The following is a 23,643-nucleotide window of genomic DNA, read 5'->3' as shown; positions in this document are numbered from 1 at the left end:
TATAATGAAAAATGAAAAGAAAAAATTTAGACTCTTTGACGCTGTGTTAATGGCCGTTGTCGTTGTGCTAGTTGTTGAATCAGCAGCACCAGCGGCGGCAATTGGAACTTCACAATTTTTTTGGTGGATCTTTCTATTGATTCTGTTCTTTATACCTTATGGACTAATCTCTTCTGAACTAGGAACAGCATATGCTGGTGATGGTGGATTGTATGATTGGGTAAAGAAAGCGTACGGGCCTAGGTGGGGCGGAAGGTTAGCTTGGTTTTACTGGATTAACTATCCCATTTGGATGGCGAGTTTAGCAGTTTTATTTGTTCAAGTGGGAGAAACAATTTTTAAACTAGAATTAGGAACGTTTGCTAACATTCTAATTCAATTAATTTTTGTTTGGTTGGTTGTATTTATTGGAAATAAACCGGTGTCTGAAAGTAAGTGGATTATGAATCTTGCGGCCTTTGCCAAAATTTTTACAATTGTTGCACTCGCTGTATTGGGTATTTATGTTGCAACGACACGGGGAGTCGCAAATGATTTTTCATTTAAAAACTTGTTGCCTCAAATGAATGTTTCTAGTTTAAGCAATCTATCAGTAATTATTTTTAACTTTCTAGGATTTGAAGTTGTCGCAACAATGGCAGATGACATGGATGATCCCAAAAAACAGATCCCTAAAGCAATTATTTATGGTGGAATTTTAATAGCATTTTTTTACCTGATCGCAGCCTTTGGAATGAGCGCCGCAATTCCTACAAATAAGTTGTCTGCATCAAGTGGACTATTAGATAGTTTTATCTTATTAGTTGGACATATGAATTGGTTCGTTATCATTATTGGAATTATGTTCATGTATATACTTGCTTCAGAAATGGTTTCTTGGGCTCTTGGGGTAAATTACGTTGCAGATTATGCAGCTAAAGATAATAATCTTCCGAAAATTTTTGGAAAAGAAGATAAAAACGGTATGCCTGTTGGAACAGGATTATTAAATGGTATTGTAGCAACGGTTCTAGTTGTAATAGCCCCAATCATACCTAATCAAGATATATTTTGGGCATTCTTCTCATTAAATGTCGTCGCTCTTTTAATATCATATACGATGATGTTTCCGGCGTTTTGGAAGTTACGTCGTGATGATCCTGAACATGAACGGCCTTTTAAGGTTCCAGGCAATGGATTAATAATTAATTTAATGACGTGGGTTCCAGAAATATTATTGATAAGTACGATTATTCTGACAATTGTTCCTATGAACGGATCTAAAGAAGAAATATCAACTAAGATGCCAATTTTGGTAGGCACATTATTAACAGCGGCGATTGGTGAAGTAGTAGTTAGATTTGCGGAAAGAAAGCATCAGTGAAAGGAGTTTTAAAATGAAAACATTAGAAAGTACACCTAAAAAAGATGGGTTTAGGATGCCTGGTGAATTTGAGACTCATAAGGGGGTTTATATATTATGGCCACAACGTCCTGATAATTGGAGAAATGGTGGCAAACCAGCGCAAAAAACTTTTGTTGAGGTTGCCAAGGCAATTTCAGAGTTTGAACATGTTACCGTTGGAGTAAATGATGACCAATATACCAATGCTAGAAACATGTTGCCAGCTGAGGTTGAGGTAGTAGAAATTTCAAATGATGATTCTTGGATACGTGACTGTGGGGCAACATTTGTCACAAATGATGATGGTACATTACGGGCAGTTGATTGGACATTTAATGCATGGGGAGGACTAGTTGACGGATTATATTTTCCATGGGATAAGGATGATCGCGTTGCTCAAAAAATGTCCGAAATGGAACGAACAGATCGATATAGGTTGGATGATTTTATTTTAGAAGGTGGATCAATTCATGTTGATGGAGAAGGGACTCTTATCACAACTGAAGAGTGCTTATTATCAGAAGGACGAAATTCACAGCTTTCTAAAGAACAAATTGAAGAAGTGTTAAAAGAACACCTAAATCTTGAAAAAATAATTTGGTTAAAACGTGGAATATATCTTGATGAAACTAATGGGCACGTTGATAATATTGCTAATTTTGTAAAACCTGGTGTTGTTGCTTTGGCTTGGACGGATGATGAGAATGATCCTCAATATGAAATTTCAAAAGAAAATTTGGAAATTTTAGAAAATGCAGTTGACGCTAAGGGAAGAAAAATTAAGGTTGAAAAGCTATACCTTCCTAAACCAGTGTTAATCACTAAGGAGGAAAGTATGGGAGTTGATTCGATAGATGGATCTCAACCGCGTACGGAAGGAGAAAGGTTGGCAGCAAGTTACGTAAATTACTATACTGCTAATGGTGGAATTGTATTTCCTAAGTTTAACGATCCAATGGATGTTAAGGCAGAAGAAACATTGCAACGTTTGTACCCAGATCGAAAAATAGTAGGCGTTTCAGCGCGTGAAATATTATTAGGCGGCGGAAACATTCACTGTATTACTCAACAAGTACCTATGAATTAAAAATTAAAATGACTGAGTTGTTCGTGGAGGCACGTACCTCAGTCATTTTTTAATAAAAGTGAGGGTTAATAAATTATGAATAGAAAAATAGTGGTAGCACTTGGTGGAAACGCAATCTTGTCTAAAGATGCGAGTGCGGAAGCTCAGCAGAAGGCGCTTAAAGAGACAGCAAAATATTTAGTTGAGTTTGTCAAAAATGGTGATCAACTGATTATTTCGCATGGTAACGGACCTCAAGTTGGTAATTTATTGCTCCAACAAGCTGCGGGAAGTACGAAGGAGAATCCGGCAATGCCACTTGATACTGCTGTTGCTATGACACAAGGAAGTATTGGATTTTGGATGCAAAATGCTTTGGATGAAGCTTTGGCAGAAGCGGGAATTAAAAAACAAGTTGCCACAGTTGTTACGCAAGTAATTGTTGATGAATATGATGAAGCATTTAAAAGACCGACAAAACCAATTGGACCATTTTATAGTAAAAAGGAAGTAATTGATGTTAGGCTTAAAAATCCAAATTTAACTTTTGTCGAAGATGCGGGTCGTGGCTTCAGGAGGGTTGTGCCATCACCACAACCAATTGACGTAAAAGAGTCAACGGTTGTAAACACAATGGTTGATAATGACATTATTCCTATCGCAGTAGGAGGTGGAGGGGTTCCGGTCATAAAAGATGGTAATAAACTAGTAGGTAAAGAAGCCGTAATTGATAAGGATTTTGCTTCTGAAAAATTGGCAGAGTTGGTCAATGCAGACTTATTGATAATTTTAACTGCCGTAGATAATATTTTTATTAATTTTAACAAACCAGATCAAAAGAAATTGACAGATGTAAATGTAAAAGAGTTGAAACAGTATATTAGTGAAAATCAGTTTGCTAAGGGAAGTATGCTACCGAAAGTTGAAGCGGCCATCAATTTTGTTGATAAAACTAATCAAAAAGCAGTAGTTACATCTCTAGAAAACATTATTAATTTTATTAAGGATGGAGAAGGTACAATTATAAGTAAGGACGGTAGATAAACTTAAGGAGAAAAAATAGTGGAAATAAATGGATTCCCAAGTCAAGAGGGTTTTAGAATGCCTGCTGAATTTGAACCAGTAGATCAAAGTTATATGATATGGCCACAACGAAGCGATAACTGGAGAAACGGAGGTAAACCGGCACAACATGCTTTTAGTAAGCTAGCTGAAATGATTGCTAAATTTCAGCCACTTACAATGTTAGTTAATCAATCTCAATATCAAAATGCAAGAAGGTCGCTATCAAAAAAAATTAGAGTAGTTGAAATGAGTAGCAATGATGCTTGGATTAAAGATGTAGGCCCATTTTATATTACTAACCGAAAAGAAATAAGGGGTATTGATTTTGAATTTAATGCTTGGGGTGGTTTGGTTGACGGGCTGTACTTTCCATGGGATAAAGATAATCAAATAAGTCAAAAGATATTAGATCTAAGTGAAACTAACTATTATCGTAGTGGCATGGTATTAGAGGGATGCGCAGTGATGGTTGATGGTGAGGGTACGCTTATTACAACCGATGATGTGATACTTTCTGAAGGGCGAAATAAGGGTATGACAAAAGACCATGCTGAAAATATTTTTGCTCACTACTTTGGAATAAAAAAGACAATTTGGCTAAAGCAAGGCTACTTTATGGATGAAACTGGTGGCGACATTGATAATATGATTAACTTTGTTAGACCTGGTGAGATCGTGTTAACATGGACAGATGATATTAATGATCCGCAGTACAAGATTAGTCATGAGGCGTATGAAACCTTATTAAGCCAGACAGATGCGGCTGGAAGAAAATTTATTATCCATAAGATACAGACACCTAGAATAATTAAACTTACAGAAGAAGAAGCTAATCAAGTTGATATGATAAACGGAATGTTGCCTAGATTTGTTGGTCAACGACTAACTGCCACTTATGTTAATTATTTAACTATAAATAATATAATTATCATGCCTATTTTTGATGATCCAGAAGATAAAAAGGCGAAGAGATTACTTCAAAATTTGTATCCGAAATTTGAAGTACATACTATTAATGCACGCGAATTTTTAAACGGTGGTGGCGGTATTCATACTGTTGTTAGTAGTGTACCGACAATTATTGGCGGGGGCAAAAAATGAACTTTTTTGAAATAGTTACACCAAATCTTAATACAATGAGTAAAAGTGAGATGGAACTATTTAACTTTGTTGTTAAAAATATGGATGAAGTTAAGAAAATGAGCATTCGTGAAATCGCTGCGGCGACATATGTTTCAACAGCGACTTTTCTTAGATTTGTTAAAAAAATTGGCTTTGCCGGTTATGGTGAATTTACCACAGTCATTAAATATACTATTCTAAATCAAAATGAACCAACTAAGGATGTTAGTTTTACGGTTGAACAAAAGGATTATCGGGAAGAGTATTTAAAAAATATTGAAGAAACTGTTCGGGTTTTATCCAACGAAAGGTTACATGAGATCACGGCGAAACTATCAGAATCTTCAAATATCTATCTGTTTGCTAAGGGTGTAAGTAAACATGCTGCGGAATACGTGCATTACATATATTCAATGGCAGGATTTAACGTACATTTTCCAAGAGATAAGGATTATAGGGAATTAGCTGCTAAGCAAGTGGATTCAAAGTCAATTGTGTTTATTTTAACGTATATGGGTGAAGATGAAGAATTTTTAAGTATGATTAATACGTTTAATCGTAGGCGTGTTAAACCAATGATAGTTTCAATTACGGAGCCAGATAATAATACTATTCAAAATTTAAGTGATACTAATCTTTATATCTTCACTGACTCAATAAGATTGAATGCAAAAAATATTAGCTCACGAATTTCAAGTATCGCAATAATGGAATTGATATTGTACCAATATGTAGAAGAATATGGTGAAAAGGAAGTGTAAAGCACTTCCTTTTTTGTTGAGCGTGTTTTTTTTTAGGAAAATGTTACCGATAACACAAAGAAAGCGCTTGCAAAGATTGCTGGTTGAGTTAACAATAGTAGATGTAAACAAAAATAATTGTTCTGGGAGGTAGTTATTTTGAAATCTAAATTATTGAAGGGCTTGGGAGCTGTCGCAGTTGTTGCAGGTACTGCATTAACTTTAGCAGCTTGTAGTAATGGATCTTCAGGTAAGGATGTAAAGATTACAATTTTACAAGGTAAGGTTGAATCAAATAAGCAATTTAAACAAATCGCAAAGGAATATGAAAAATCACATCCAAATGTAAAAATTGAGGTTACTTCTATTGGTGGTGGGACACAATATGATCCAGTTTTGAAAACTAGAATTTCATCGGGAAATGCACCAACAATTTTTAGTCTAGCAGGTCCAGCTGATGTTAAACAATTCAAGTCACATGCAGCAGATCTATCGGATACTAAGGCCGCAAAGGACGCACAAAGGGGAACCTTAGATGAAGTAAAATCCGATGGGAAAACTTATGGGCTTCCATTTAACGTTGAGGGATATGGATTTGTTTATAACAAAAAAGTTTTTGAAAAGGCAGGAATTGATCCAAAGAGCTTAACTACTTATGCTAAATTAGATGCAGCTGTCAAAAAGATGGATGCTGAAAAGGGTAAATTAGGAATTAAAGGTGTATTTGCTCTTCCAGGTAAGGAAGCGTGGGTATTATCAGATCACTTACTTAATTTATACTTAGGTCAAGACTTTGATGGTAACGCACAGAAATTGTATAACTCAAAGACAATGGCGTTCAGTAAGAATGAAGAAATGAAACAAATGATTGATTTACAAAGCAAATACTCAATCAAACCAGTAATGCAAATGGATTATGCTGCACAAGTAAACCAAAACTTTTCACAAGGTAAAGCAGCAATGATTCAACAAGGCGATTGGATTTATCCAACTGTTGCACAAGTCGATAGTAAGTTTGCTAAAAATGATATAGGCATGATTCCTATTCCAGTTAAGGGCGAAGAAAATAAATTACCAGTTGGAACATCGTTATTCTGGGCAGTTAATAAACAAAAATCATCAGCAGAACAAAAGGCTGCAAAAGATTTCTTGGATTGGATGTACACATCTAAGGCAGGTAAAAAAGATGTTGTTAACACACTTCACTTTGTTCCAGCATATAAGGGCTACGGTAATGTAAAGATGCCAGATCCTCTTACACAAGTTGTTTATGACTATAGTAAGGACAACAAAACAACTGGATGGGCATTCCCAGGATACACTGGAACACCTTGGGATCCAAATGTAGCACAACCAAACTTACAAAAATACCTTTCAGGAGATCAGAGTTGGGATAAGACCGTTTCTAATATGAAGTCTGGTTGGAAGACCCAGCAAGAAGGTAACGGTAGTGGAGATTAACTGAATTTAATATTGGAAAAAATAAAGAGGGTATCAAGATGAAAAATAGAAGTTTGTCTTTTTGGCTATTTTTAACACCCACCCTCGTTGCGTTAGCATTAGTAGTTTTTATTCCAATGCTTGAGGGTCTATTCTATTCTTTTACGAATTGGGATGGACTCTCATTTACTAAAATGGTGGGATTTAAGAATTATATAGAGCTTCTCCATGATAAAGCATTTGGAAATGCATTTTGGTTTACAGTAGCATTTGTAGTTGTGACTGTGATTTTGCTAAACGTGATTGGTCTGGGCTTGGCTTTACTGGTAACACAAAAATTTAAAGGTAGTAGTTTCCTACGTGCAGTATTCTTTATGCCAAATATGATTGGTGGATTAATTTTGGGGTTCATTTGGCAGTTTATTTTTTCCCAAGGCTTCGATGCTTTGGGAAGTGCATTGCATGTGACTTGGCTGCAAAATTGGCTTACAAATGAAAGTACTGGATTTTGGGGTCTTGTAATTGTAACAGTATGGCAAATGAGTGGTTACATTATGATTATCTATATTGCTTACTTACAAAATATTCCGAATGAAGTCATTGAGGCTGCAGAGATTGATGGTGCTTCAGCCTGGCAAAGGTTTACAAGAATCACTTTTCCAATGATTGCACCAGCTTTCACAGTATGTATGTTTTTAACCCTATCAAATGGGTTTAAGATTTATGACCAAAACCTTTCATTAACAAATGGTGGACCATATAACTCAACACAAATGCTAGCGATGGATATTGTTAATACCGCATATAATGCAAATAACTTCGCGTTAGCTGAGGCTAAAGCTATTATCTTCTTCCTTATTGTTGCAGCAATTTCATTAGTGCAAGTATTTTATAACCGTAAGAGGGAGGTAGATCTGTAATGAAAACACGACAAAAAACAATTATTGGTATTGTCGGTATTTTGATTGGACTACTTTGGCTCTTTCCCTTCTATATGATAGGAACTAACTCTTTTAAAACTCCTAAGGGAATATTTGCTTCTGTTTTATCATTGCCGCACCCCGTAACAACTGACAACTATGTTAATTCTTTTAAGGCATTAAGTTTTCTTGGATCGCTTACTAATTCGCTAATTATTACAATTTGCAGTGTTTTATTGATAATTCTCTGTTCTTCAATGGCCGCTTATGCATTGCAACGTAATAAATCCAAACTTAGTGGTGCACTATTATTACTATTTATTTCATCAATGTTGATCCCATTTCAATCAGTAATGATTCCATTGACAGCTAATTTTGGTGGAGTACACATGTTGAATATGTGGGGGTTAATGTTCATGTATTTGGGATTCGATTGCAGTTTGTCAATATTTCTATATCAAGGAACATTGTCAAGTATTCCAATTGCGATGGATGAAGCAGCCGAAATGGAGGGTGCAAGTCGTTGGCAAATTTATTTCAAAATTATTTTACCAATGCTTAGCCCAATGACAGTAACGGTTGCAATTTTGAATATTATCGCGATTTGGAATGATTATCTATTACCATCACTAGTTTTACCACAAGTTCAATATACTATTCCGCTTCAAATGTTTAACTTCTTTGGTGAATATACTAAACAATGGCATTTGGCTCTTGCTGGTATTACTTTATCTATCATTCCTGTTATCCTCTTCTATCTATTTGCACAAAAATGGATTATTAAGGGTGTTACAGATGGAGCTGTTAAATAGGATTAAAGTTTAAATTATTTGAGGGAGAGAAATGACTAAAGGAAAGCAAATTTTAATAGAAGTCGGAAATTGGATTTGGACTTTATTTACAATTAATGTGGCTTGGTTTCTAATTAATTTTCCAGTAATCTTAACGGCAATATTTATGATGAGTCTCCCGATCAGTGTGATTCTCGTTGTGGTAGTTGTTATATTCACATTAATGTTTGGAATATTCACATTACCAAGTTTAGCTGCCGTTTTTAAGGCAGTGGATTCTTGGAAAAAAATGGGCAGTAAGTCATACTTTATTGATGTTTTTAAAACATGGATAAGTGAGATACCGAACCTGTTAATTAATTTCATACTGGCTATTTTAATAGGATTAGCAATTTTGCTATTTAGATTGCTTGATGGAAATGTTGTTCTACAAACAATTTTGCTGGTCTGGGGTTTGTTTTTAATTTCCTTTACTATTTCACAATCATTTTTAAGAGGCACAGGTGATGAGAGGAAAAGTTTGATTAAATTTACCTTTGCAAACTTGGGAAGAGCAGTAGCCGCAGCTATTGTATTTACAATCTTTATCATGGTGAATGGTTTTTTAAAATTAGCATTCCTCATGTTAATATGCAGTGTTTCTCTTTCGGCAGTGATTTCTTATAGTCTTCTAAAGAAATCAAAAATAACAAACTTTAAAAATTAGACCTAAGATAATTAAAGGAGAAGAGACAATGGTTGAAATTAATTTAGATCACGTTTACAAAAAATATTCCGGAAATGAAGAATATTCGGTTTCAAATTTTGATTTACATGTTAAAGATGGTGAATTTATTGTATTTGTTGGTCCATCAGGATGTGGTAAATCAACAACACTTCGCATGATTGCAGGTCTTGAAGATATTTCAAAAGGTGATTTTAAAATGGGTGATAAAGTAATGAACGAAGTTGCACCTAAGGATCGTAATATTGCGATGGTATTTCAAAACTATGCACTTTATCCTCATATGTCAGTTTTTGATAATATGGCTTTTGGTTTGAACATTAGAAAGAATAACAAAGAAGATACTAAAAAGAGAGTTGAAGAAGCAGCTAAAATTTTAGGCCTTTCCGAATACTTACAAAGAAAACCAGCAGCCCTATCTGGAGGGCAAAGACAACGTGTGGCACTAGGACGTGCCATAGTTCGTGATGCAGAACTGTTTCTGCTTGATGAACCTCTGTCAAATTTAGATGCTAAACTTCGTGTCCAAATGAGAACAGAAATTGCACAATTGCATCAACGTTTGGGTCGCAATTTTATTTATGTTACTCACGATCAAGTTGAAGCTATGACTATGGCTGACAGGATTGTAATTATGAATGCTGGTAGGATTCAGCAAGTTGGAACACCGGCTGAATTATATAATGCTCCAGTCAACAAGTTTGTTGCTGGGTTTATTGGTTCACCATCAACTAACTTCTTCAATGTAAAACTTGAAAACCAGCATGCTGTTAACTCAGATGGAGTGAATGTTGAAATACCAGATGGACAATGGAAGAGCCTGATTGATAAGGGATATGAAGGAAAAGAAGTTACATTAGGTGTGCGTCCTGAAGACATTCATGCTGAAGAAATAGCACTTCAGACTTTTCCATCTGCGGTTATTGATGCAACAGTTGAAGTTTCTGAGTTAATGGGAGCAAATTCAATGCTCTATTCAAAGGTTGGGAATACAGACTTTATTGCTGAAGTAAATTCACGTGATTACCATGAGCCTGGTGATAAATTAAAGATGGCTTTTGAGATGACAAAAGCACATTACTTTGATAAAGATACAGAAGAAACAATCCTATAAATTAATTCTAAAAAATATCAGGGTCTGAGTGAAACCGAGCTTTCTCCCAGACCCTTTGCTTAGGAGGTAAATTATGCAACGAATCTTTGAAGTTGATCCGTGGAAGATAGTTACGCATAAGTTAGATCAAAAAAATAAGCGACTACAAGAAAGCATGACCAGTATTGGTAATGGTTACATGGGAATGCGTGGAATGTTTGAAGAAGATTATTCCGGAGATAGTTTACACGGTATCTATATCGGAGGCATTTGGTATCCTGATAAAACAGTCGTTGGGTGGTGGAAAAATGGGTATCCACTGTATTTTGGAAAGGTTATTAATGCAATCAATTTCGCCAAAATGCATATACTGATTGATGGTGAGAAGTTAGATTTAGCAACAGATTCTGTTAGTGATTTTGAACTATCTTTAGATATGAAGGATGGTATTCTAACTCGGCAGTTTATAGTCGAAAAGTCAGGGAAAAAACTACACTTTAAAATAACTCGCTTCGTTAGTATTGCCCAAAAAGAATTATTTGATCTGCGTTATGAAGTTCAAAATATGTCTGAAAAAAGCGTAAATGTTGAATTTATCTCTGCTATTGATTCTGATGTAAAAAATGAAGATTCCAACTATGATGAAAAATTTTGGCAAGTACAAGACAAAGGTGTAACAGAGGATGCTTCATACTTAGTCGGTAAAACGAAGCCCAATAATTACGATGTTCCTCAGTTCACAATTGGTGTACAAATAAATCATCAGACTACAATGAAAACTGGAACCCCTGAAATAACAACGATGGAGGTTGCAAATCATTTTGAAGAAGAATTGGCCGTAAATGATTCGTTAAGTTTTGAAAAAAGGGCTATCGTTGTAACTTCACGTGATTTTGATGAGGTTCAGTTGAAGGAAAAAGCTTCTGAGATTAGTTCAAAAATCAAAGCTCTTTCCTTTGAGAATCTAGTTGATGCTCAAACAAAAGCATGGGCTGAACGTTGGGAAATGGCAGATGTTGAAATTAATGGTGATGATGCTGCACAACAAGGGATCCGTTTCAATCTTTTCCAATTATTTTCAACTTTCTACGGTGAAGACAAACGACTAAATATTGGACCAAAGGGATTTACTGGTGAAAAATATGGTGGGGCTACATATTGGGATACAGAAGGTTTTGCTGTGCCACTTTATCTATCATTAGCTGATCCTCAGGTTACACTTAATTTATTAGAGTATCGCCATAATCAATTACCAGGTGCATTTCATAATGCAGGGCAGCAGGGCTTGAAGGGTGCCTTGTATCCAATGGTTACGTTTAATGGGATTGAAAATCATAATGAATGGGAAATCACATTTGAAGAAATTCATCGTAATGGCACTATTGCATATGCTATCTATAATTACACCCGATATACTGGTGATGAAACATACCTTAAGGAAAAGGGAATCGATGTTTTAACAGCAATCTCGCGCTTTTGGGCTGATCGTGTTCACTTTTCCGAACGTAATCAAAAATACATGATCCATGGAGTCACGGGTCCTAACGAATATGAAAACAATATAAATAACAACTGGTATACAAACTTGTTAGCGAAATGGACACTCCAGTATACAATCGAATCACTCGCAAAAGTTAGCGACGATAAGAAAAAGGACTTGGCAGTTGATGGTAGTGAATTAGCAAAGTGGCAAGATATTATTACACGTATGTACTTGCCAGAAGACAAGGACCTGGGAATATTCTTGCAGCAAGATGGCTTCTTGGATAAGGATGTTAAACCTGTATCTTCAATTCCAGAAGAACAACGACCAATCAACCAGAATTGGTCATGGGATCATATTTTGAGATCTCCATATATCAAGCAGGCAGATGTGTTGCAAGGAATTTGGTACTTCATAGATCGGTTTACGCCAGAAGAGAAGAAACGCAATTTTGATTTCTATGAACCATTAACGGTCCATGAATCAAGCTTGTCACCAGCGGTTCATGCTATCTTGGCTGCAGATCTACATTATGAGGATAAGGCTGTTGAAATGTACTCAAGAACAGCTCGTCTCGACTTGGATAACTATAATAATGACACGGTTGATGGACTACACATTACATCAATGACTGGAAGCTGGTTAGCAATTGTGCAAGGATTTGCTGGAATGCGGGTTAATGATGAAGGTCAATTGTCCTTCAAACCGTTCTTGCCAAAGCAATGGGATTCGTATCAATTTCATGTGAACTTCAGAGGACGCTTATTAAAGGTTATGGTCGAGGAAAAGGGTGCAACAATTGATCTTTTGAAGGGTGAACCACTTAGAATTCAACTAGATGGTAAAGACGTGAATTTACAATAATAAGTGGAGGAACAAAGATGATGAAAGGTGTCCTATTTGATTTGGATGGGGTAATCACAGATACTGCCAAGTTTCACTTTGCTGCCTGGAGTAGGCTAGCAAAGGAGGAGTTGGATGTTGAGTTGCCAAGCAGTTTTGAAACCGAATTAAAAGGGGTAAGTCGAATTGATTCGATGAACCGAATTTTAAAATTTGCAAATAAAACAAATGATTTTTCTGATGATGAAGTTGGAATAATGGCAGCCAAGAAAAATGGAGTTTATTTAAAAGAAATTGAAAAATTAACCTCTAAGGATATTTTGCCTGGTATTGAGAATCTGTTAGATTCGTTAGCGGCAAATAATGTACTTCTTTCGGTTGCATCTGCTAGTAAAAATGCCCCTTTTATTTTAAAAAAATTGGGATTGTTTGATCGATTTGATGCGATTGCAAACCCAGAAAATGTATCTAATGGAAAACCGGCACCAGATATATTTATTGAAGCTGCTAAACAGATTAATGTTGATCCTAGAGAGTGCGTTGGCCTTGAAGACGCAGTTGCTGGAGTTGAAGCAATTAATGCGTCTGGAGCAGTCTCAATTGGTATTGGAGATGCGCAAGAATTGCATGAAGCTGATACGGTGGTTCCAGTTACTTCAGACTTATCATTTATGCTATTAGATCAGACGTTTGGAGAATATTATAAAAGATAGTGTACCTTGAAATGTATATGAAAAGAGTAGTGAAATTTACTTTTTACTACTCTTTTTGTTTTGTGATAATTGTGTGGGAGGTTAGAGTTGGATTTGCCAGTTAAGTAATTTTGATCTTAACACGTTTATCTAGTGCAATTGCTACAGAGAGCCTTTCACCCTCATAAGCAAAGTCCAGTAGCCATTTGATTGTTAGTACGCTCTAACTCGGTGATGATCTCGTTGAATTTTTTTGCTTTGTTCATTTTCATACATTTCCTTCTCCAATTAATTGAGTGATTAATTGGAGCCGTTTGTATTGATTTACACCTCATATTTTAAATATGCATATGTTTTAAGGTTATAGTTGTTTAAAGTAATGAAATCGAGTGATTGTTGTTATGTAGGTGCAGTAATTAATCTCTTACACGTACACGTTTGAGAAATTGTTGTCTCAAGCTGGCTAGCTGTTGCTTACTCTTAGGATCACTGTACCTATCAGTTAATCCCTTCAATAAAACGTCAAGTAGCTCTCCAAATTCAGTCTGTTGTTCAGCAGATAGAAATGACCATCCACTTAAATCTTCTTTTTCAACCTGTTTTAAGCTTAAACGACCTTGGTCCGTTAAAAAAATTTGAACTACGCGACGATCCTTTTTAGAGTGGACTTTTTTGACCATTTGTTTTTTAACTAATTTATTTACAAATTCGTTTACAGAGGGGCTGGAAATAGATAATTTATCTGCTAGTTGTTTTTGTGAAAGACCATCCTGTTCCCCCAATGCCATCAGTATATTTCCTTGACCCTGGTACAGCATAGGAACGTCTCCTTTGCCCATCATCTCAAGATTAAATAGCATCGATAAGGAAAAAAACTTTTCGGTTAGTTTATGTTGTGATAAATGTTGATTCATTGTATGTACCTCTTAATACTTATTTAATGAAAATTATACCATAATGATTAGGGTACCTAAATAGATTGACTTTTTGAAATTAACGATTTATCATTTGTTCTAATTAGGGGACCTAATTAAAATCAAAAGAGGTAAAAATAATGAAATTAGTATTTAATGATCAAACCTTTTCTTTTGAAACTCTACGAACCATGGGATACGCTCCTTATGGTGGTGCAGACATTGGTGAAGTTTTGAATACGGTTTATGGAATCGAAGAAGGAAACTTTGAAAGCTGGTTTGAACAATGGAATAAATTGGCACAACGCGTCGAAGATCGGGCAACTGAATTTGAAAATAATGGTGAAGTGCTTAGCGCTAGTGAGAATTATGTTAAGGCATCAAATTATTATCGTTCTGCGGAATTCTTTTTACATGGTGATCCAAAGGATCCTCGTTTAATGAATTCTTGGAGGAAGAGCCGGGATTTATTTGTTAAAGGAATGGTTATGTCTGATTACCAATTCGAAGAAGTGGCAATTCCATATGAAAATACGACAATGTCAGGGTATTTCTATAAAATTGACGATGAGCCACGCCCCACGATGTTGGTGCACGGTGGCTACGACTCGACTGGCGAAGAGTTATTCTTCCAGATTGCATTTGATGCTTTGAAGCACGGTTATAATATTTTAACTTTTGAAGGCCCTGGACAAGGTGCTATGATTCGTAAACAGGGGCTGGCTTTTCGACCTGATTGGGAAAAGGTTGTTGGTCCAGCAATCGATTACTTAGAAAGCCGTCCAGAAGTTAAAAAAGATAAGATCGTTTTAATGGGAATCAGTTTTGGAGGGTTGCTAGCTGCCCGTGCTGCTGCTTTTGATCATCGAATAGCAGCATGTGTTTTGGATGATGGAGTTTTTTCATTTAGCTTTGCGGATGCTTTCGCCGCTCGTGGACATAATAGCGGAGATTTCACGGAAATAGAAGTAAAACTTAACGAATTGATGCAGCATAGTACAAGTGTTCGGTGGGTGATTGAAAATGGAAAATTCACTTTTGGTGCGAACACGATTAAAGAATTGTTTAATAAAACTAAAAATTACACGCTAAAAAATGTTGCCAACCAAATTACCTGTCCTGTTTTAATAGGAGAAGCGACAAATGATAGCTTTTTTAAGGGTCAGCCAGAGATGTTGTATAGCACCTTAGAGTGTCCTAAAACTTTGATGAAATTTGGACCAGCAGATGGGGCAGAAGAGCATTGCCAACTGGGAGCGTTAAACTTCTTCAATCAAAAAGTGTTTGAGTGGTTATCAAAGGTTCTATAGAGAATTTTAGATGGGATATTTATGTTTAAAAAACCTGCTAAAAATGATATGATCATCATAGAATGATTCTAATATAGGAGGAGCAAGTTAATGCCAATTGATTTAAAAGATACACAGGATGTTTACAAAGATGCAGGTGAAAGTGTTGATTTTATTATTTTGAATTTAAATCGTGACGACCATGAAGAGGATCTTGATGGGGTTCGCGAACTGTCAGATCGAATTCAAGCAATCAAGCGAAGTATGCGAATCCGAAGAGCTGACGGCAACTTGAACATTGCCTTTGGATTCAGCTATAGTGCATGGACTTATTTGTTTCCTAACTCAAATGTACCAAAGGAATTAGAGGATTTTCAACCAATTAAGGGACCTAAATACACGGCAGTTGCAACGCCGGGTGATCTATTTCTCCATGTTAGAGCAGCGGACGAAGGAATTGTTTATGAAGTTGTTGACCAGATTATGGGATTTGCTCGCGATTTTACAACGGTTGAGGATGAGACAAAGGGCTTTCGTTATTTAGAAGGCCGTGCCATTATCGGATTTATTGATGGAACTGAAAACCCAGAAGTGATTGAGTCATCTGAATATGCCGTTATTGGCGATGAAGATCCAGAATTTATTAATGGATCGTATGCCTTTGCTCAGAAGTATTTGCATAATATGGATAACTGGAAGGGCCTTTCAACTGAAGATCAGGAAAAAGCAATTGGACGCCGTAAGTATACGGATTTAGAGCTGAAAGAAGAAGAAAAGCTACCTAATGCTCATAATATTGCATCAAAGGATGAATACGGTGGCGTTGAACACAAAATTGTTCGTATGAATGTGCCATTCTCTAACCCCGCGGAGAACGAAACAGGTACATACTTCATTGGTTATTCGCGTTATTTTGCGGTAACGAAACGAATGTTAATCAACATGTTTACTAAGAGCGATCGTATCCTAGATTTTAGTACACCGATTTCAGGAACAGAGTTCTTCATTCCATCTAAGTCTGTATTGGATCAGATTGTAGACGGTGAAAGATAAATCAAATCAAAAAATGCTACATAGGAAAACACCGTTTAGGTTTTCCTATGTAGCATTTTTTGATATTTATAATAACGCTCTTGCAAAGCTACGAATGTTCTTTTGATAGAAGTCTTCATCAGAAACCTGAATAGAACTTGAACCAAAACGAGCCTGTGTCCAAAAGTGTCCAAAATTTAACCAAACGAAATCAAGAATAATGGTTTCTATGTCAAGTTCTGGATTTATTTTTCTAAGTTGGATCATTTTCGAGAAATAGCTATCTAGAATTTCCTTGAAACGGTTAGGCAATTGTTGTAATGCCACGTTTATTTCTGGAAAGCGCGCCTGTTCTGAAAGTCCAATAGACATGATGGCGCGATGCTCCTTAACGAAATCATTATAAGATTTGGCAAGCCGAATCAGATCTTCTTCAATACTGTCAGAGGGTACAAATGTTTGTCTTACGTTAGCGATATCATCTAGGTAAAATGATACAAGGGCATCAAGTAAGCCCTCTTTATCGTGGAAATTTCGGAAAATGGTGCTTTCATTGACGCCTGCTTCTTTAGCGATTGCCAATGTGGTTGTGCTTGTGTAGCCATATTCAACGACTAATCTTGAAAAAGCATTAAGGATTTTAGTTCTGGTATCGTTAACAGCCATGAAATAACCTCCAGTTAGTTTAACTAAATTGTAACGCATGAATAGAAAATTAGTACAGACTTATCAGGAAAAATTATGGGAAGCATCTACTTAAGTAGTGTATACTAAAAAGACAGTTAATATATTGGGAGAGTAACAATTATGAAAATTAAATCTGCTGTGATAACAATGGTTCTTTTAGCAGGAATTGTCTTGGCAGGATGTCGCAAACAAGTCACTACTAGTTCAAATTCTTCAACCTCTAAAACTGAAAGTAGTAAAGAAAATAGTAGTTCTTCAAAGAAAAAAGAGACTAAAATTGAAAAGCTTTCAACCAGTCAGATCTTTAATAAATATTTTGCAAACAAGACATTGGTTAGTAAGATCTCTGAGACTTCAATAATTGATATTGAACACACGACAGACCAAGGTTACACGTTTGTTGGAAAGCATCGTGCTAATGGTACGTGGGTTGATGATGAAAATAAACTTGATAATTGTACTTTCACTATTCGTGATAAGACGGTTATCATTACGGGCAATAAAGTTGGAGCGAAGGCAGAATCACCGGTTAAACTTTTGATTAACTTCGATGGAACAATAACCAACGTTAAAACTCAAAATGATTACTTGGTCTTGGATAGGACTGTTGCCAATTATGAAGGCAATCCTAATATTGGTAGCAATGATATTGATACCCAATTAACACAGGATACTGTGGGTAAAAGTAACACGACTACATCAACTAACAATGGTGCACAAACAAAACAACACTATAGTTCCAAGTCCACTACAACTACAATTGCTCCAAAAGAATCTGCGAAATCAGACGAAAAGAGTGCGAATACGCAGAGTGAATTAACCGAAAATAGCACCGAGCATAATAGTAATGCACAGTCGTCAAACACTAATGAAAGTGGGACGGCCCATGAATCAACTCAGCCTAGCAAACCACAAGTTTCTAATGATAATAGCCATAACAATGGTGGAGCAACTGGTGGGAATAGTACCAGTACTAATGAAAAGCAAAATAAGTAATTACACTAAAGACTAATTAGAAAAGTATGACTTTCAAAGTTTACTCAAGCATTCTTACACGAAGCTAAAGTGATTTCTAAATTGAAATCACTTTTTATTTTGTATTAAATTCTTGACTTAGAGCATACTCCAAGTGTTACTTTAGATCTAATATCAATATGGATAGGAGTAATTAGTCATGAGTAATATATTAATATTAGGTGCAAACGGCAGTATAGCTGAAGTAGTAGAAGAAATGTTATTAAAAAATACGAGCGATCAAGTAACTTTGTTTATGAGAACACCAAGTAAATTGGGACGTGAACCTATTGAAGGTCGTGAAAAAATTATCCAGGGTGACGTAACTAACTATCAACAAATATTAAAAGCCGTTCAAGGTCAAGATATTGTATATGCTAACTTATTAGGAACAGATAGCAAATTACAGGCTGAAATGGTAATCAAAGCTATGGAAGAGGCGCATATTGAGCGGCTGGTATGGGTTTCCGTATTAGGAATTTACAACGAAGTTCCTGGCAAGTTTGGTGAATGGAATAATGAAGAAATCTATGATGATTATATTAAACCGTACGCTGAAGCAGCCGAAGTGATTGAAAAATCAAATATTAAATATACCTTAATTCGGCCGGCGTGGTTAACATATAATGATGAAGTTGATTACGAACTTACGCAAAAGGGTGAAACTTTTAAGGGAACAGAAGTATCGAGGAAAAGTGTGGCAGATTTTATTGTGAAAATAATTCAAGATCCGAGTCTGGAAGTGAACCATTCAGTTGGTATAGATAAACCAGGTACGGATGGAGATAAACCTGCTTGGTTTTAAATTGAGGAATAGAAAAATGCAAAATTCAAAAGTTGATTTATCTGAACAAGTCGCAGAATTGATAGATTTAATGGATAATGCTCAATTTGTTACAAGTTTGACGGGTGCTGGCATTTCAGTGGATAGCGATATTCCAGATATGGAAATGATGGATGACGTTTTCGGATTGTTTGAAGAATCCACGTTAGAAAGCCAGCCCAAAAAGTTTTATAAGGCATTTCACAAAGACTTTATTGATCCGATTTTTAAGACAGGTCCCAATTTAACACATAAGGTAATGGCTTCTTTAGAAAAGGAAGGCTTACTGAAGGGGATTGTTACGACCAATGTTGACTATCTTCATGAGTTAGCGGGTGCTCCAAATGTGGCCGACATTTGGAGCACCCTAAACGTTAATCATTGCCTTGACTGCGGGAGAATTTATGATATTAATATATTGAGGAATGATGTTCCAAGGTGTCCAGTTTGCAATGGATTAATTTCTCCAGATCCTGTTTTTAGGCACATCGCAACCTTGCCTGATCAAAGAAAAATGGCTGATGATTGGATGGCGGAAAGTGATCTCACAATTGTAACCGGATCAAACGGATACTATAGTCACACTTCTAATCAAGCTATCGTAAATATTAATCCAAAGTTGAATTCGTTTGATCGTGGTGCAAAGCTAGTCATTCGTGCGACTTCAAACGAGGTTTTTCAGGAACTTGCACGTCAAATGAATTTGAAAGTCTGAGGAATTTAAATTGAAGAGGATCAAAGCTATTGCTGCGGAGCTGAATATTTCAGCTGATACGATTCGCTATTATGAAAAAATTGGGGCATTGCCCGCAATTCCGCGTGATAAAAATGGCATTCGATATTTTGATCAGCAAACAATCCAATGGATTATTTTTGTGAAGAATTTAAAGGATGCGGGTGTAGCACTGAGTGCCATTGCGGAGTATGTTGAGTTAGCCGAAGATGGTGACAATACAATACCTGATCGGAAAAATATTTTAATTAATCAGCGTGCTAAGACGGTTGCTAAAATTAAATCTTTACAGAAGACACTTGATGTAATTGATAAAAAGATTGAAAATTATGATTTGATTTCTCGTGATTTGAGATAAAAAGAGCGGGGCATGGCGAGCATCACCTAGCTTGCAAATTATAAATGTTTTGTTATGCTTGCTACTTTATTTTGTTGAAACGAATTGCACGAACTAGCTACCTCCGCTCAATCTAAAACGAGAACTATGACTTCAAAACTGTCATAATTCTCGTTTTTTGTTGCCAGTTCCTATGAGACAGGGTGGGTCCATAGGAATAGTCAACGTATGAGTATTCAATTTTATTGAACAAAGTCCACCATACTAGATGAACTAGTGATGCTAGGAACTATCTTGTTAATTCAAGTCTCTTTTAATAATTATCCCGTGTAAAGGAACCTGGTACTAGGTTTCCAGCGGTTCCAACTACTTTGGTAAGTAACGACTTTGTTTCAGTCATGATAAAATCTGCGGTGATTTGATTTTCTTTCTCCAAAAGCGCAGTTATATTAGCCTTGTTGGCGCTATATTTATAGTCGATTTCACTAATCCTACTATGTCCATATCCAAGTGTCTTTTCTTGGAAAGCTTCAATTGCAGAAATAGTCGCTTGATAATGATCAGCAGCTAAAACGGCAATTATACGGTTAATCCAGTAGGCATTGTTACTATCAGCAACTCCGGTAGCATCGCGGTAACTTGATGGAATATTGGTAACATTTGTGAAAAATGGGACGAGAGTATTGAATGGATTTGCAGCCATTGCAACCCATTGAATCGCAGCAGTTTCTTTTGGTTGGTTAGGTCTAATTTGAAGTACACACATTTCCTGGGTACGGTTAATACCGATTGGTCTAAATGGAACAGTTTTGAAATCAGTATTTGGTGCAAATGGATCATACGGAGTATCTTGGTAGTGTGAGCTTAGAACATATTTAATATCTTCAATCGTTATTTTGTGGTCCGCATGGCTAATGAATGAAAAATTATCGCTCATCGGATCCATGTCCTTAACTGATTCTGCATTAAAATAGCGTTGTGCAAACCAAGTACGTGGTGTGTTGTAATGGTGATCTAACTGTGAATGTGAGCCAAAAATCTTACGGAAGTTAAATCCATCGTTGAGGTTTAAATGGTTTTGTTCCACAAATTCTCGAAGATCATCCGGATACATAAAATTATCTGGGTCACTAAAATCAATTTCTTGAATACCTGTTTGGTTAGGTGCAACAACGTAAGCATCATCTGGAACACGTTGAGCAACCCAATGATGACCACCGGCTGTTTCCATATACCAGATTTCATTTACATCCGAAAAAATTATCCCGTTTGTTTCGTATGTACCATGTTCTTTTAAGATCGCAGCAGTGCGTTCAACACCTTCACGTGCAGAATGAATATAAGGTAATACTACAGTTAGAAGATCTTCTTCTCCTAATCCTTCTTTAGTTAGTGGGTCAGCTCCAATAACGCGTTCGTTGGTTGTGATTGTTTCGGTGGCGCTCATTGCAACGTTTTCGGAGTTAATACCAGCTTCACCCCAGATACCTTGGTCCTCAACAGCATTTGGAATTGCAGTATAGCGAAGTGGATTATCAGGTAGGGTAATCTTAAATTGACTAGTTTTTGCTTGGTATTGACGTGGTTGAACATCAGGGTGAACCACGATCAAACGTTTTGGATCGTTGGCTGAGCCTGAATCTTCATTACGTGCAACTAATGTTGAACCGTCAAAGCTTGCGTTTTTTCCAACAAGAATGGTTGTACAAGTACTTAATTCTGAAATGGACATAGTAATTCCTCCTAATGTGTAGATAATTACGACCTCATTCTAGCACTAATTTGTGGTTGTTTCATTTCATCCAGTGAGTTTGAGATGGTAAGATTATTCCTGAAAATAAAAAGGAGCTGTGACATAACTTCGTTTTGGCAACGAGTATCAACGAAAACGGCGCTGTTTCCCGGATTTTGGGAAGCAGCGCCGTTTATTATGTTGGACTAAATTGACAGGAGTTTGGAGCGCGTTATTGAGGCAATACTCATCTCACGTATACTTATTTCACGTTCCTTTTAAAATTATTTAAGAGTAAGCTTCACAACAGCCTCAACGCGGGCCGTTTCAGGGAACATATCAATGGATTGAATATATTCAACACGATACTTTTCAACCAATGGTACCAAGTCACGTGCTAGTGTGGATGGATTACATGAAATATAGACGAAGTGTTTTGGCAGAGAAGTTAAAATGGCCTGAATTAGACGCCCCTCTAAACCAACTCGTGGTGGATCAACAACGAGTGAGTCTGGCTTAAATCCTTCTTGCAACCATTTTGGTAACAGTTTTTCGGCAGCTCCAGTTTCATAATGCGCATTATCAATGCCATTCAGTTTGGCATTTTCATTAGCATCTTCTACGGCCTCAGCAATGGTATCCATACCACGAACTTCTTTTGCCTTTTTAGCTAGAGATAAACCGATAGTACCAACTCCGGAATATGCATCTACAAGGTTATCATTATCAGATAACTCAAGGGCCTTTCGAGCTTCGTTATAAAGTTTTACTGTTTGGTAAGGGTTTAATTGGAAAAACGCGCGGGCAGATAACTTAAATGAAAGACCATCCATTTTTTCTGTAATGAATGAATCCCCAGCGATGTTTTGAGTATTGTCACCCCAAATTAATGAATTCCGCCCAGAATTAATGTTTTGCATAATTGATTTGATTTCAGGAAACTTGGCTTGAAGATCTTCTACCATCTCGTCCCTATAAGGAAGTTTTGTTGAATTAGTTACAAACACAACTTGTGCTTGATTGGTTTCAACTGCTACACGAACTATGATAGTCTTGACGTCGCCAATATTCTTCCGTTCGTTATAGACGCTTACACTGTATTTATCTAAAAGATCAACGATGAAACGCATGATTTGCATCGTAAGTGGATGCTGTACACTTACTTCGGGCAAGTCTACTAAGTCGTGTGAACCCTCTGTATACATTCCTGCTAGTACCTTGCCATCTAAGCGACGAACCTGGAACTGGGCCTTATTACGGTAGCCAGTAGGATCATCCATTCCAATCGTTGGACGAAGATCAAATTGTTTGTAGCCTTCTGGACGAAATTTAGCTAGTGATTGCTTGATTACATCTCGTTTAAATTCAAGCTGCGCAGCGTAAGATAAATGTTCTAGTTCGAATCCACCTACATTATTTGCAAAGCTGTCGCGTGGTTCAACTCGATCAGGGCTTACCATTTTTATTTTTGCAGTTTCTCCGATAATAAAACGTGGTTTAATATCAGTGATTTTGGCAATGACTTGTTCGCCAGGAAGGGCTCCCTTTATAAAACAAATTGTCCGTTGAAAATAGCCAATTCCTTCTCCGTTTATGCCAAGTCGTTTTATTTTAAGTGGGATCGTGTCACCCACACGCAGTCTTTGATTTTGGTATTTATTTTTTTGATTATATGATCTTTTTTTATCCATTAGAACTCCTTATTCGTTATCTACAAAT

The 23,643-nt window shown here is 36.4% G+C and carries 22 protein-coding genes; 18 read left to right on the top strand and 4 right to left on the bottom strand.

The annotated features are described in order from the left end of the window. Positions 1-4 precede the first annotated feature (4 nt). The 12 genes from PECL_RS08165 (at position 5) to pgmB (ending at position 13,384) form a co-directional block, all read left to right on the top strand. The gene (locus PECL_RS08165) at positions 5-1,363 is read left to right on the top strand and encodes an APC family permease (RefSeq protein ID WP_014216118.1); all 1,359 of its coding nucleotides are present in this window, start codon (positions 5-7) and stop codon (positions 1,361-1,363) included. A gap of 13 nt (positions 1,364-1,376) precedes the next feature. After that, on the top strand, positions 1,377-2,471 hold the full coding sequence (gene aguA / locus PECL_RS08160) for an agmatine deiminase (protein ID WP_014216117.1): 1,095 nt from the start codon (positions 1,377-1,379) through the stop codon (positions 2,469-2,471). A 75-nt stretch (positions 2,472-2,546) separates the two neighbouring features. Further along, entirely contained in the window at positions 2,547-3,494 is a 948-nt protein-coding gene (gene arcC, locus PECL_RS08155) for a carbamate kinase (RefSeq protein ID WP_014216116.1), read from the top strand. An 18-nt stretch (positions 3,495-3,512) separates the two neighbouring features. Continuing rightward, on the top strand, positions 3,513-4,616 hold the full coding sequence (aguA, locus tag PECL_RS08150) for an agmatine deiminase (protein WP_014216115.1): 1,104 nt from the start codon (positions 3,513-3,515) through the stop codon (positions 4,614-4,616). After that, positions 4,613-5,398 (top strand): MurR/RpiR family transcriptional regulator, encoded by a 786-nt coding sequence (locus tag PECL_RS08145; protein ID WP_014216114.1) that lies wholly within the window; start codon positions 4,613-4,615, stop codon positions 5,396-5,398. Before aguA (PECL_RS08150) ends, PECL_RS08145 begins: the two co-directional genes overlap by 4 nt. A 138-nt stretch (positions 5,399-5,536) precedes the next feature. Further along, complete coding sequence (locus tag PECL_RS08140; protein WP_014216113.1) at positions 5,537-6,838, top strand: ABC transporter substrate-binding protein; 1,302 nt, start codon at positions 5,537-5,539, stop codon at positions 6,836-6,838. Between the two features lie 38 nt (positions 6,839-6,876). After that, positions 6,877-7,737: a carbohydrate ABC transporter permease gene (locus tag PECL_RS08135; RefSeq protein ID WP_014216112.1), complete on the top strand. Its 861-nt coding sequence runs from the start codon at positions 6,877-6,879 to the stop codon at positions 7,735-7,737. After that, positions 7,737-8,549 (top strand): carbohydrate ABC transporter permease, encoded by an 813-nt coding sequence (locus PECL_RS08130; RefSeq protein ID WP_014216111.1) that lies wholly within the window; start codon positions 7,737-7,739, stop codon positions 8,547-8,549. The genes PECL_RS08135 and PECL_RS08130 overlap by 1 nt, the downstream gene beginning before the upstream one ends. A gap of 31 nt (positions 8,550-8,580) precedes the next feature. Continuing rightward, complete coding sequence (locus PECL_RS08125; RefSeq protein ID WP_041534662.1) at positions 8,581-9,234, top strand: hypothetical protein; 654 nt, start codon at positions 8,581-8,583, stop codon at positions 9,232-9,234. Positions 9,235-9,262: 28 nt separating this feature from the next. Further along, a complete protein-coding gene (locus PECL_RS08120) occupies positions 9,263-10,366 on the top strand; it encodes an ABC transporter ATP-binding protein (protein WP_014216108.1) in 1,104 nt (367 codons plus the stop codon). A gap of 73 nt (positions 10,367-10,439) precedes the next feature. Beyond that, a complete protein-coding gene (locus PECL_RS08115) occupies positions 10,440-12,692 on the top strand; it encodes a glycoside hydrolase family 65 protein (RefSeq protein WP_014216107.1) in 2,253 nt (750 codons plus the stop codon). A 20-nt stretch (positions 12,693-12,712) separates the two neighbouring features. Continuing rightward, positions 12,713-13,384, top strand: a complete 672-nt coding sequence (pgmB, locus tag PECL_RS08110) for a beta-phosphoglucomutase (protein WP_041534795.1) — start codon at positions 12,713-12,715, stop codon at positions 13,382-13,384. Positions 13,385-13,779: 395 nt separating this feature from the next. Here the strand turns inward: pgmB and PECL_RS08105 are convergent, their stop codons facing one another. Further along, entirely contained in the window at positions 13,780-14,277 is a 498-nt protein-coding gene (locus tag PECL_RS08105) for a MarR family winged helix-turn-helix transcriptional regulator (protein WP_014216105.1), read from the bottom strand. A 140-nt stretch (positions 14,278-14,417) separates the two neighbouring features. Between PECL_RS08105 and PECL_RS08100 the strand changes: the two genes are divergently transcribed. Together PECL_RS08100 and PECL_RS08095 are read left to right on the top strand one after the other, a co-directional pair. After that, positions 14,418-15,587, top strand: a complete 1,170-nt coding sequence (locus PECL_RS08100) for an alpha/beta hydrolase family protein (RefSeq protein ID WP_014216104.1) — start codon at positions 14,418-14,420, stop codon at positions 15,585-15,587. Between the two features lie 90 nt (positions 15,588-15,677). Further along, positions 15,678-16,619 (top strand): Dyp-type peroxidase, encoded by a 942-nt coding sequence (locus PECL_RS08095; protein ID WP_014216103.1) that lies wholly within the window; start codon positions 15,678-15,680, stop codon positions 16,617-16,619. Positions 16,620-16,685: 66 nt separating this feature from the next. Here PECL_RS08095 and PECL_RS08090 read toward each other — a convergent pair whose 3' ends face one another. After that, positions 16,686-17,264, bottom strand: a complete 579-nt coding sequence (locus PECL_RS08090) for a TetR/AcrR family transcriptional regulator (protein WP_014216102.1) — start codon at positions 17,262-17,264, stop codon at positions 16,686-16,688. 141 nt (positions 17,265-17,405) lie between these two features. On the opposite strand from PECL_RS08090, the gene PECL_RS08085 reads away from it, so the two are divergent. The 4 genes from PECL_RS08085 (at position 17,406) to PECL_RS08070 (ending at position 20,213) form a co-directional block, all read left to right on the top strand. Next, positions 17,406-18,281, top strand: a complete 876-nt coding sequence (locus tag PECL_RS08085) for a lipoprotein (RefSeq protein WP_014216101.1) — start codon at positions 17,406-17,408, stop codon at positions 18,279-18,281. A gap of 178 nt (positions 18,282-18,459) precedes the next feature. Next, positions 18,460-19,104, top strand: a complete 645-nt coding sequence (locus tag PECL_RS08080) for an SDR family oxidoreductase (RefSeq protein ID WP_014216100.1) — start codon at positions 18,460-18,462, stop codon at positions 19,102-19,104. A gap of 16 nt (positions 19,105-19,120) precedes the next feature. Beyond that, entirely contained in the window at positions 19,121-19,837 is a 717-nt protein-coding gene (locus PECL_RS08075) for an SIR2 family NAD-dependent protein deacylase (protein WP_014216099.1), read from the top strand. Between the two features lie 10 nt (positions 19,838-19,847). Further along, a complete protein-coding gene (locus tag PECL_RS08070; protein WP_014216098.1) occupies positions 19,848-20,213 on the top strand; it encodes a MerR family transcriptional regulator in 366 nt (121 codons plus the stop codon). A gap of 292 nt (positions 20,214-20,505) precedes the next feature. Here PECL_RS08070 and PECL_RS08065 read toward each other — a convergent pair whose 3' ends face one another. Beyond that, on the bottom strand, positions 20,506-21,924 hold the full coding sequence (locus PECL_RS08065; RefSeq protein ID WP_014216097.1) for a C69 family dipeptidase: 1,419 nt from the start codon (positions 21,922-21,924) through the stop codon (positions 20,506-20,508). Positions 21,925-22,208: 284 nt separating this feature from the next. Beyond that, positions 22,209-23,615 (bottom strand): 23S rRNA (uracil(1939)-C(5))-methyltransferase RlmD, encoded by a 1,407-nt coding sequence (gene rlmD, locus PECL_RS08060; protein WP_014216096.1) that lies wholly within the window; start codon positions 23,613-23,615, stop codon positions 22,209-22,211. Positions 23,616-23,643: the final 28 nt, after the last annotated feature.

It is taken from the genome of Pediococcus claussenii ATCC BAA-344 (assembly GCF_000237995.1).
Classification (GTDB): Bacteria; Bacillota; Bacilli; order Lactobacillales; family Lactobacillaceae; genus Pediococcus; species Pediococcus claussenii.
Note: the sequence above shows the minus strand (reverse complement) of the source record. Positions and strands in the feature narration are given on the sequence as shown.

Excerpts from the sequence above, each read along its gene's own strand:
- rlmD (WP_014216096.1), bottom strand. The coding sequence starts at position 23,615 with ATGGATAAAAAAAGATCATATAATCAAAAAAATAAATACCAAAATCAA.
- PECL_RS08100 (WP_014216104.1), top strand. The coding sequence starts at position 14,418 with ATGAAATTAGTATTTAATGATCAAACCTTTTCTTTTGAAACTCTACGA.
- PECL_RS08065 (WP_014216097.1), bottom strand. The coding sequence starts at position 21,924 with ATGTCCATTTCAGAATTAAGTACTTGTACAACCATTCTTGTTGGAAAA.
- PECL_RS08105 (WP_014216105.1), bottom strand. The coding sequence starts at position 14,277 with ATGAATCAACATTTATCACAACATAAACTAACCGAAAAGTTTTTTTCC.
- aguA (WP_014216117.1), top strand. The coding sequence starts at position 1,377 with ATGAAAACATTAGAAAGTACACCTAAAAAAGATGGGTTTAGGATGCCT.
- PECL_RS08125 (WP_041534662.1), top strand. The coding sequence starts at position 8,581 with ATGACTAAAGGAAAGCAAATTTTAATAGAAGTCGGAAATTGGATTTGG.
- arcC (WP_014216116.1), top strand. The coding sequence starts at position 2,547 with ATGAATAGAAAAATAGTGGTAGCACTTGGTGGAAACGCAATCTTGTCT.
- PECL_RS08095 (WP_014216103.1), top strand. The coding sequence starts at position 15,678 with ATGCCAATTGATTTAAAAGATACACAGGATGTTTACAAAGATGCAGGT.
- PECL_RS08145 (WP_014216114.1), top strand. The coding sequence starts at position 4,613 with ATGAACTTTTTTGAAATAGTTACACCAAATCTTAATACAATGAGTAAA.
- PECL_RS08135 (WP_014216112.1), top strand. The coding sequence starts at position 6,877 with ATGAAAAATAGAAGTTTGTCTTTTTGGCTATTTTTAACACCCACCCTC.
- PECL_RS08075 (WP_014216099.1), top strand. The coding sequence starts at position 19,121 with ATGCAAAATTCAAAAGTTGATTTATCTGAACAAGTCGCAGAATTGATA.
- PECL_RS08120 (WP_014216108.1), top strand. The coding sequence starts at position 9,263 with ATGGTTGAAATTAATTTAGATCACGTTTACAAAAAATATTCCGGAAAT.
- PECL_RS08130 (WP_014216111.1), top strand. The coding sequence starts at position 7,737 with ATGAAAACACGACAAAAAACAATTATTGGTATTGTCGGTATTTTGATT.
- PECL_RS08115 (WP_014216107.1), top strand. The coding sequence starts at position 10,440 with ATGCAACGAATCTTTGAAGTTGATCCGTGGAAGATAGTTACGCATAAG.
- PECL_RS08090 (WP_014216102.1), bottom strand. The coding sequence starts at position 17,264 with ATGGCTGTTAACGATACCAGAACTAAAATCCTTAATGCTTTTTCAAGA.
- pgmB (WP_041534795.1), top strand. The coding sequence starts at position 12,713 with ATGAAAGGTGTCCTATTTGATTTGGATGGGGTAATCACAGATACTGCC.
- PECL_RS08080 (WP_014216100.1), top strand. The coding sequence starts at position 18,460 with ATGAGTAATATATTAATATTAGGTGCAAACGGCAGTATAGCTGAAGTA.
- PECL_RS08085 (WP_014216101.1), top strand. The coding sequence starts at position 17,406 with ATGAAAATTAAATCTGCTGTGATAACAATGGTTCTTTTAGCAGGAATT.
- PECL_RS08165 (WP_014216118.1), top strand. The coding sequence starts at position 5 with ATGAAAAATGAAAAGAAAAAATTTAGACTCTTTGACGCTGTGTTAATG.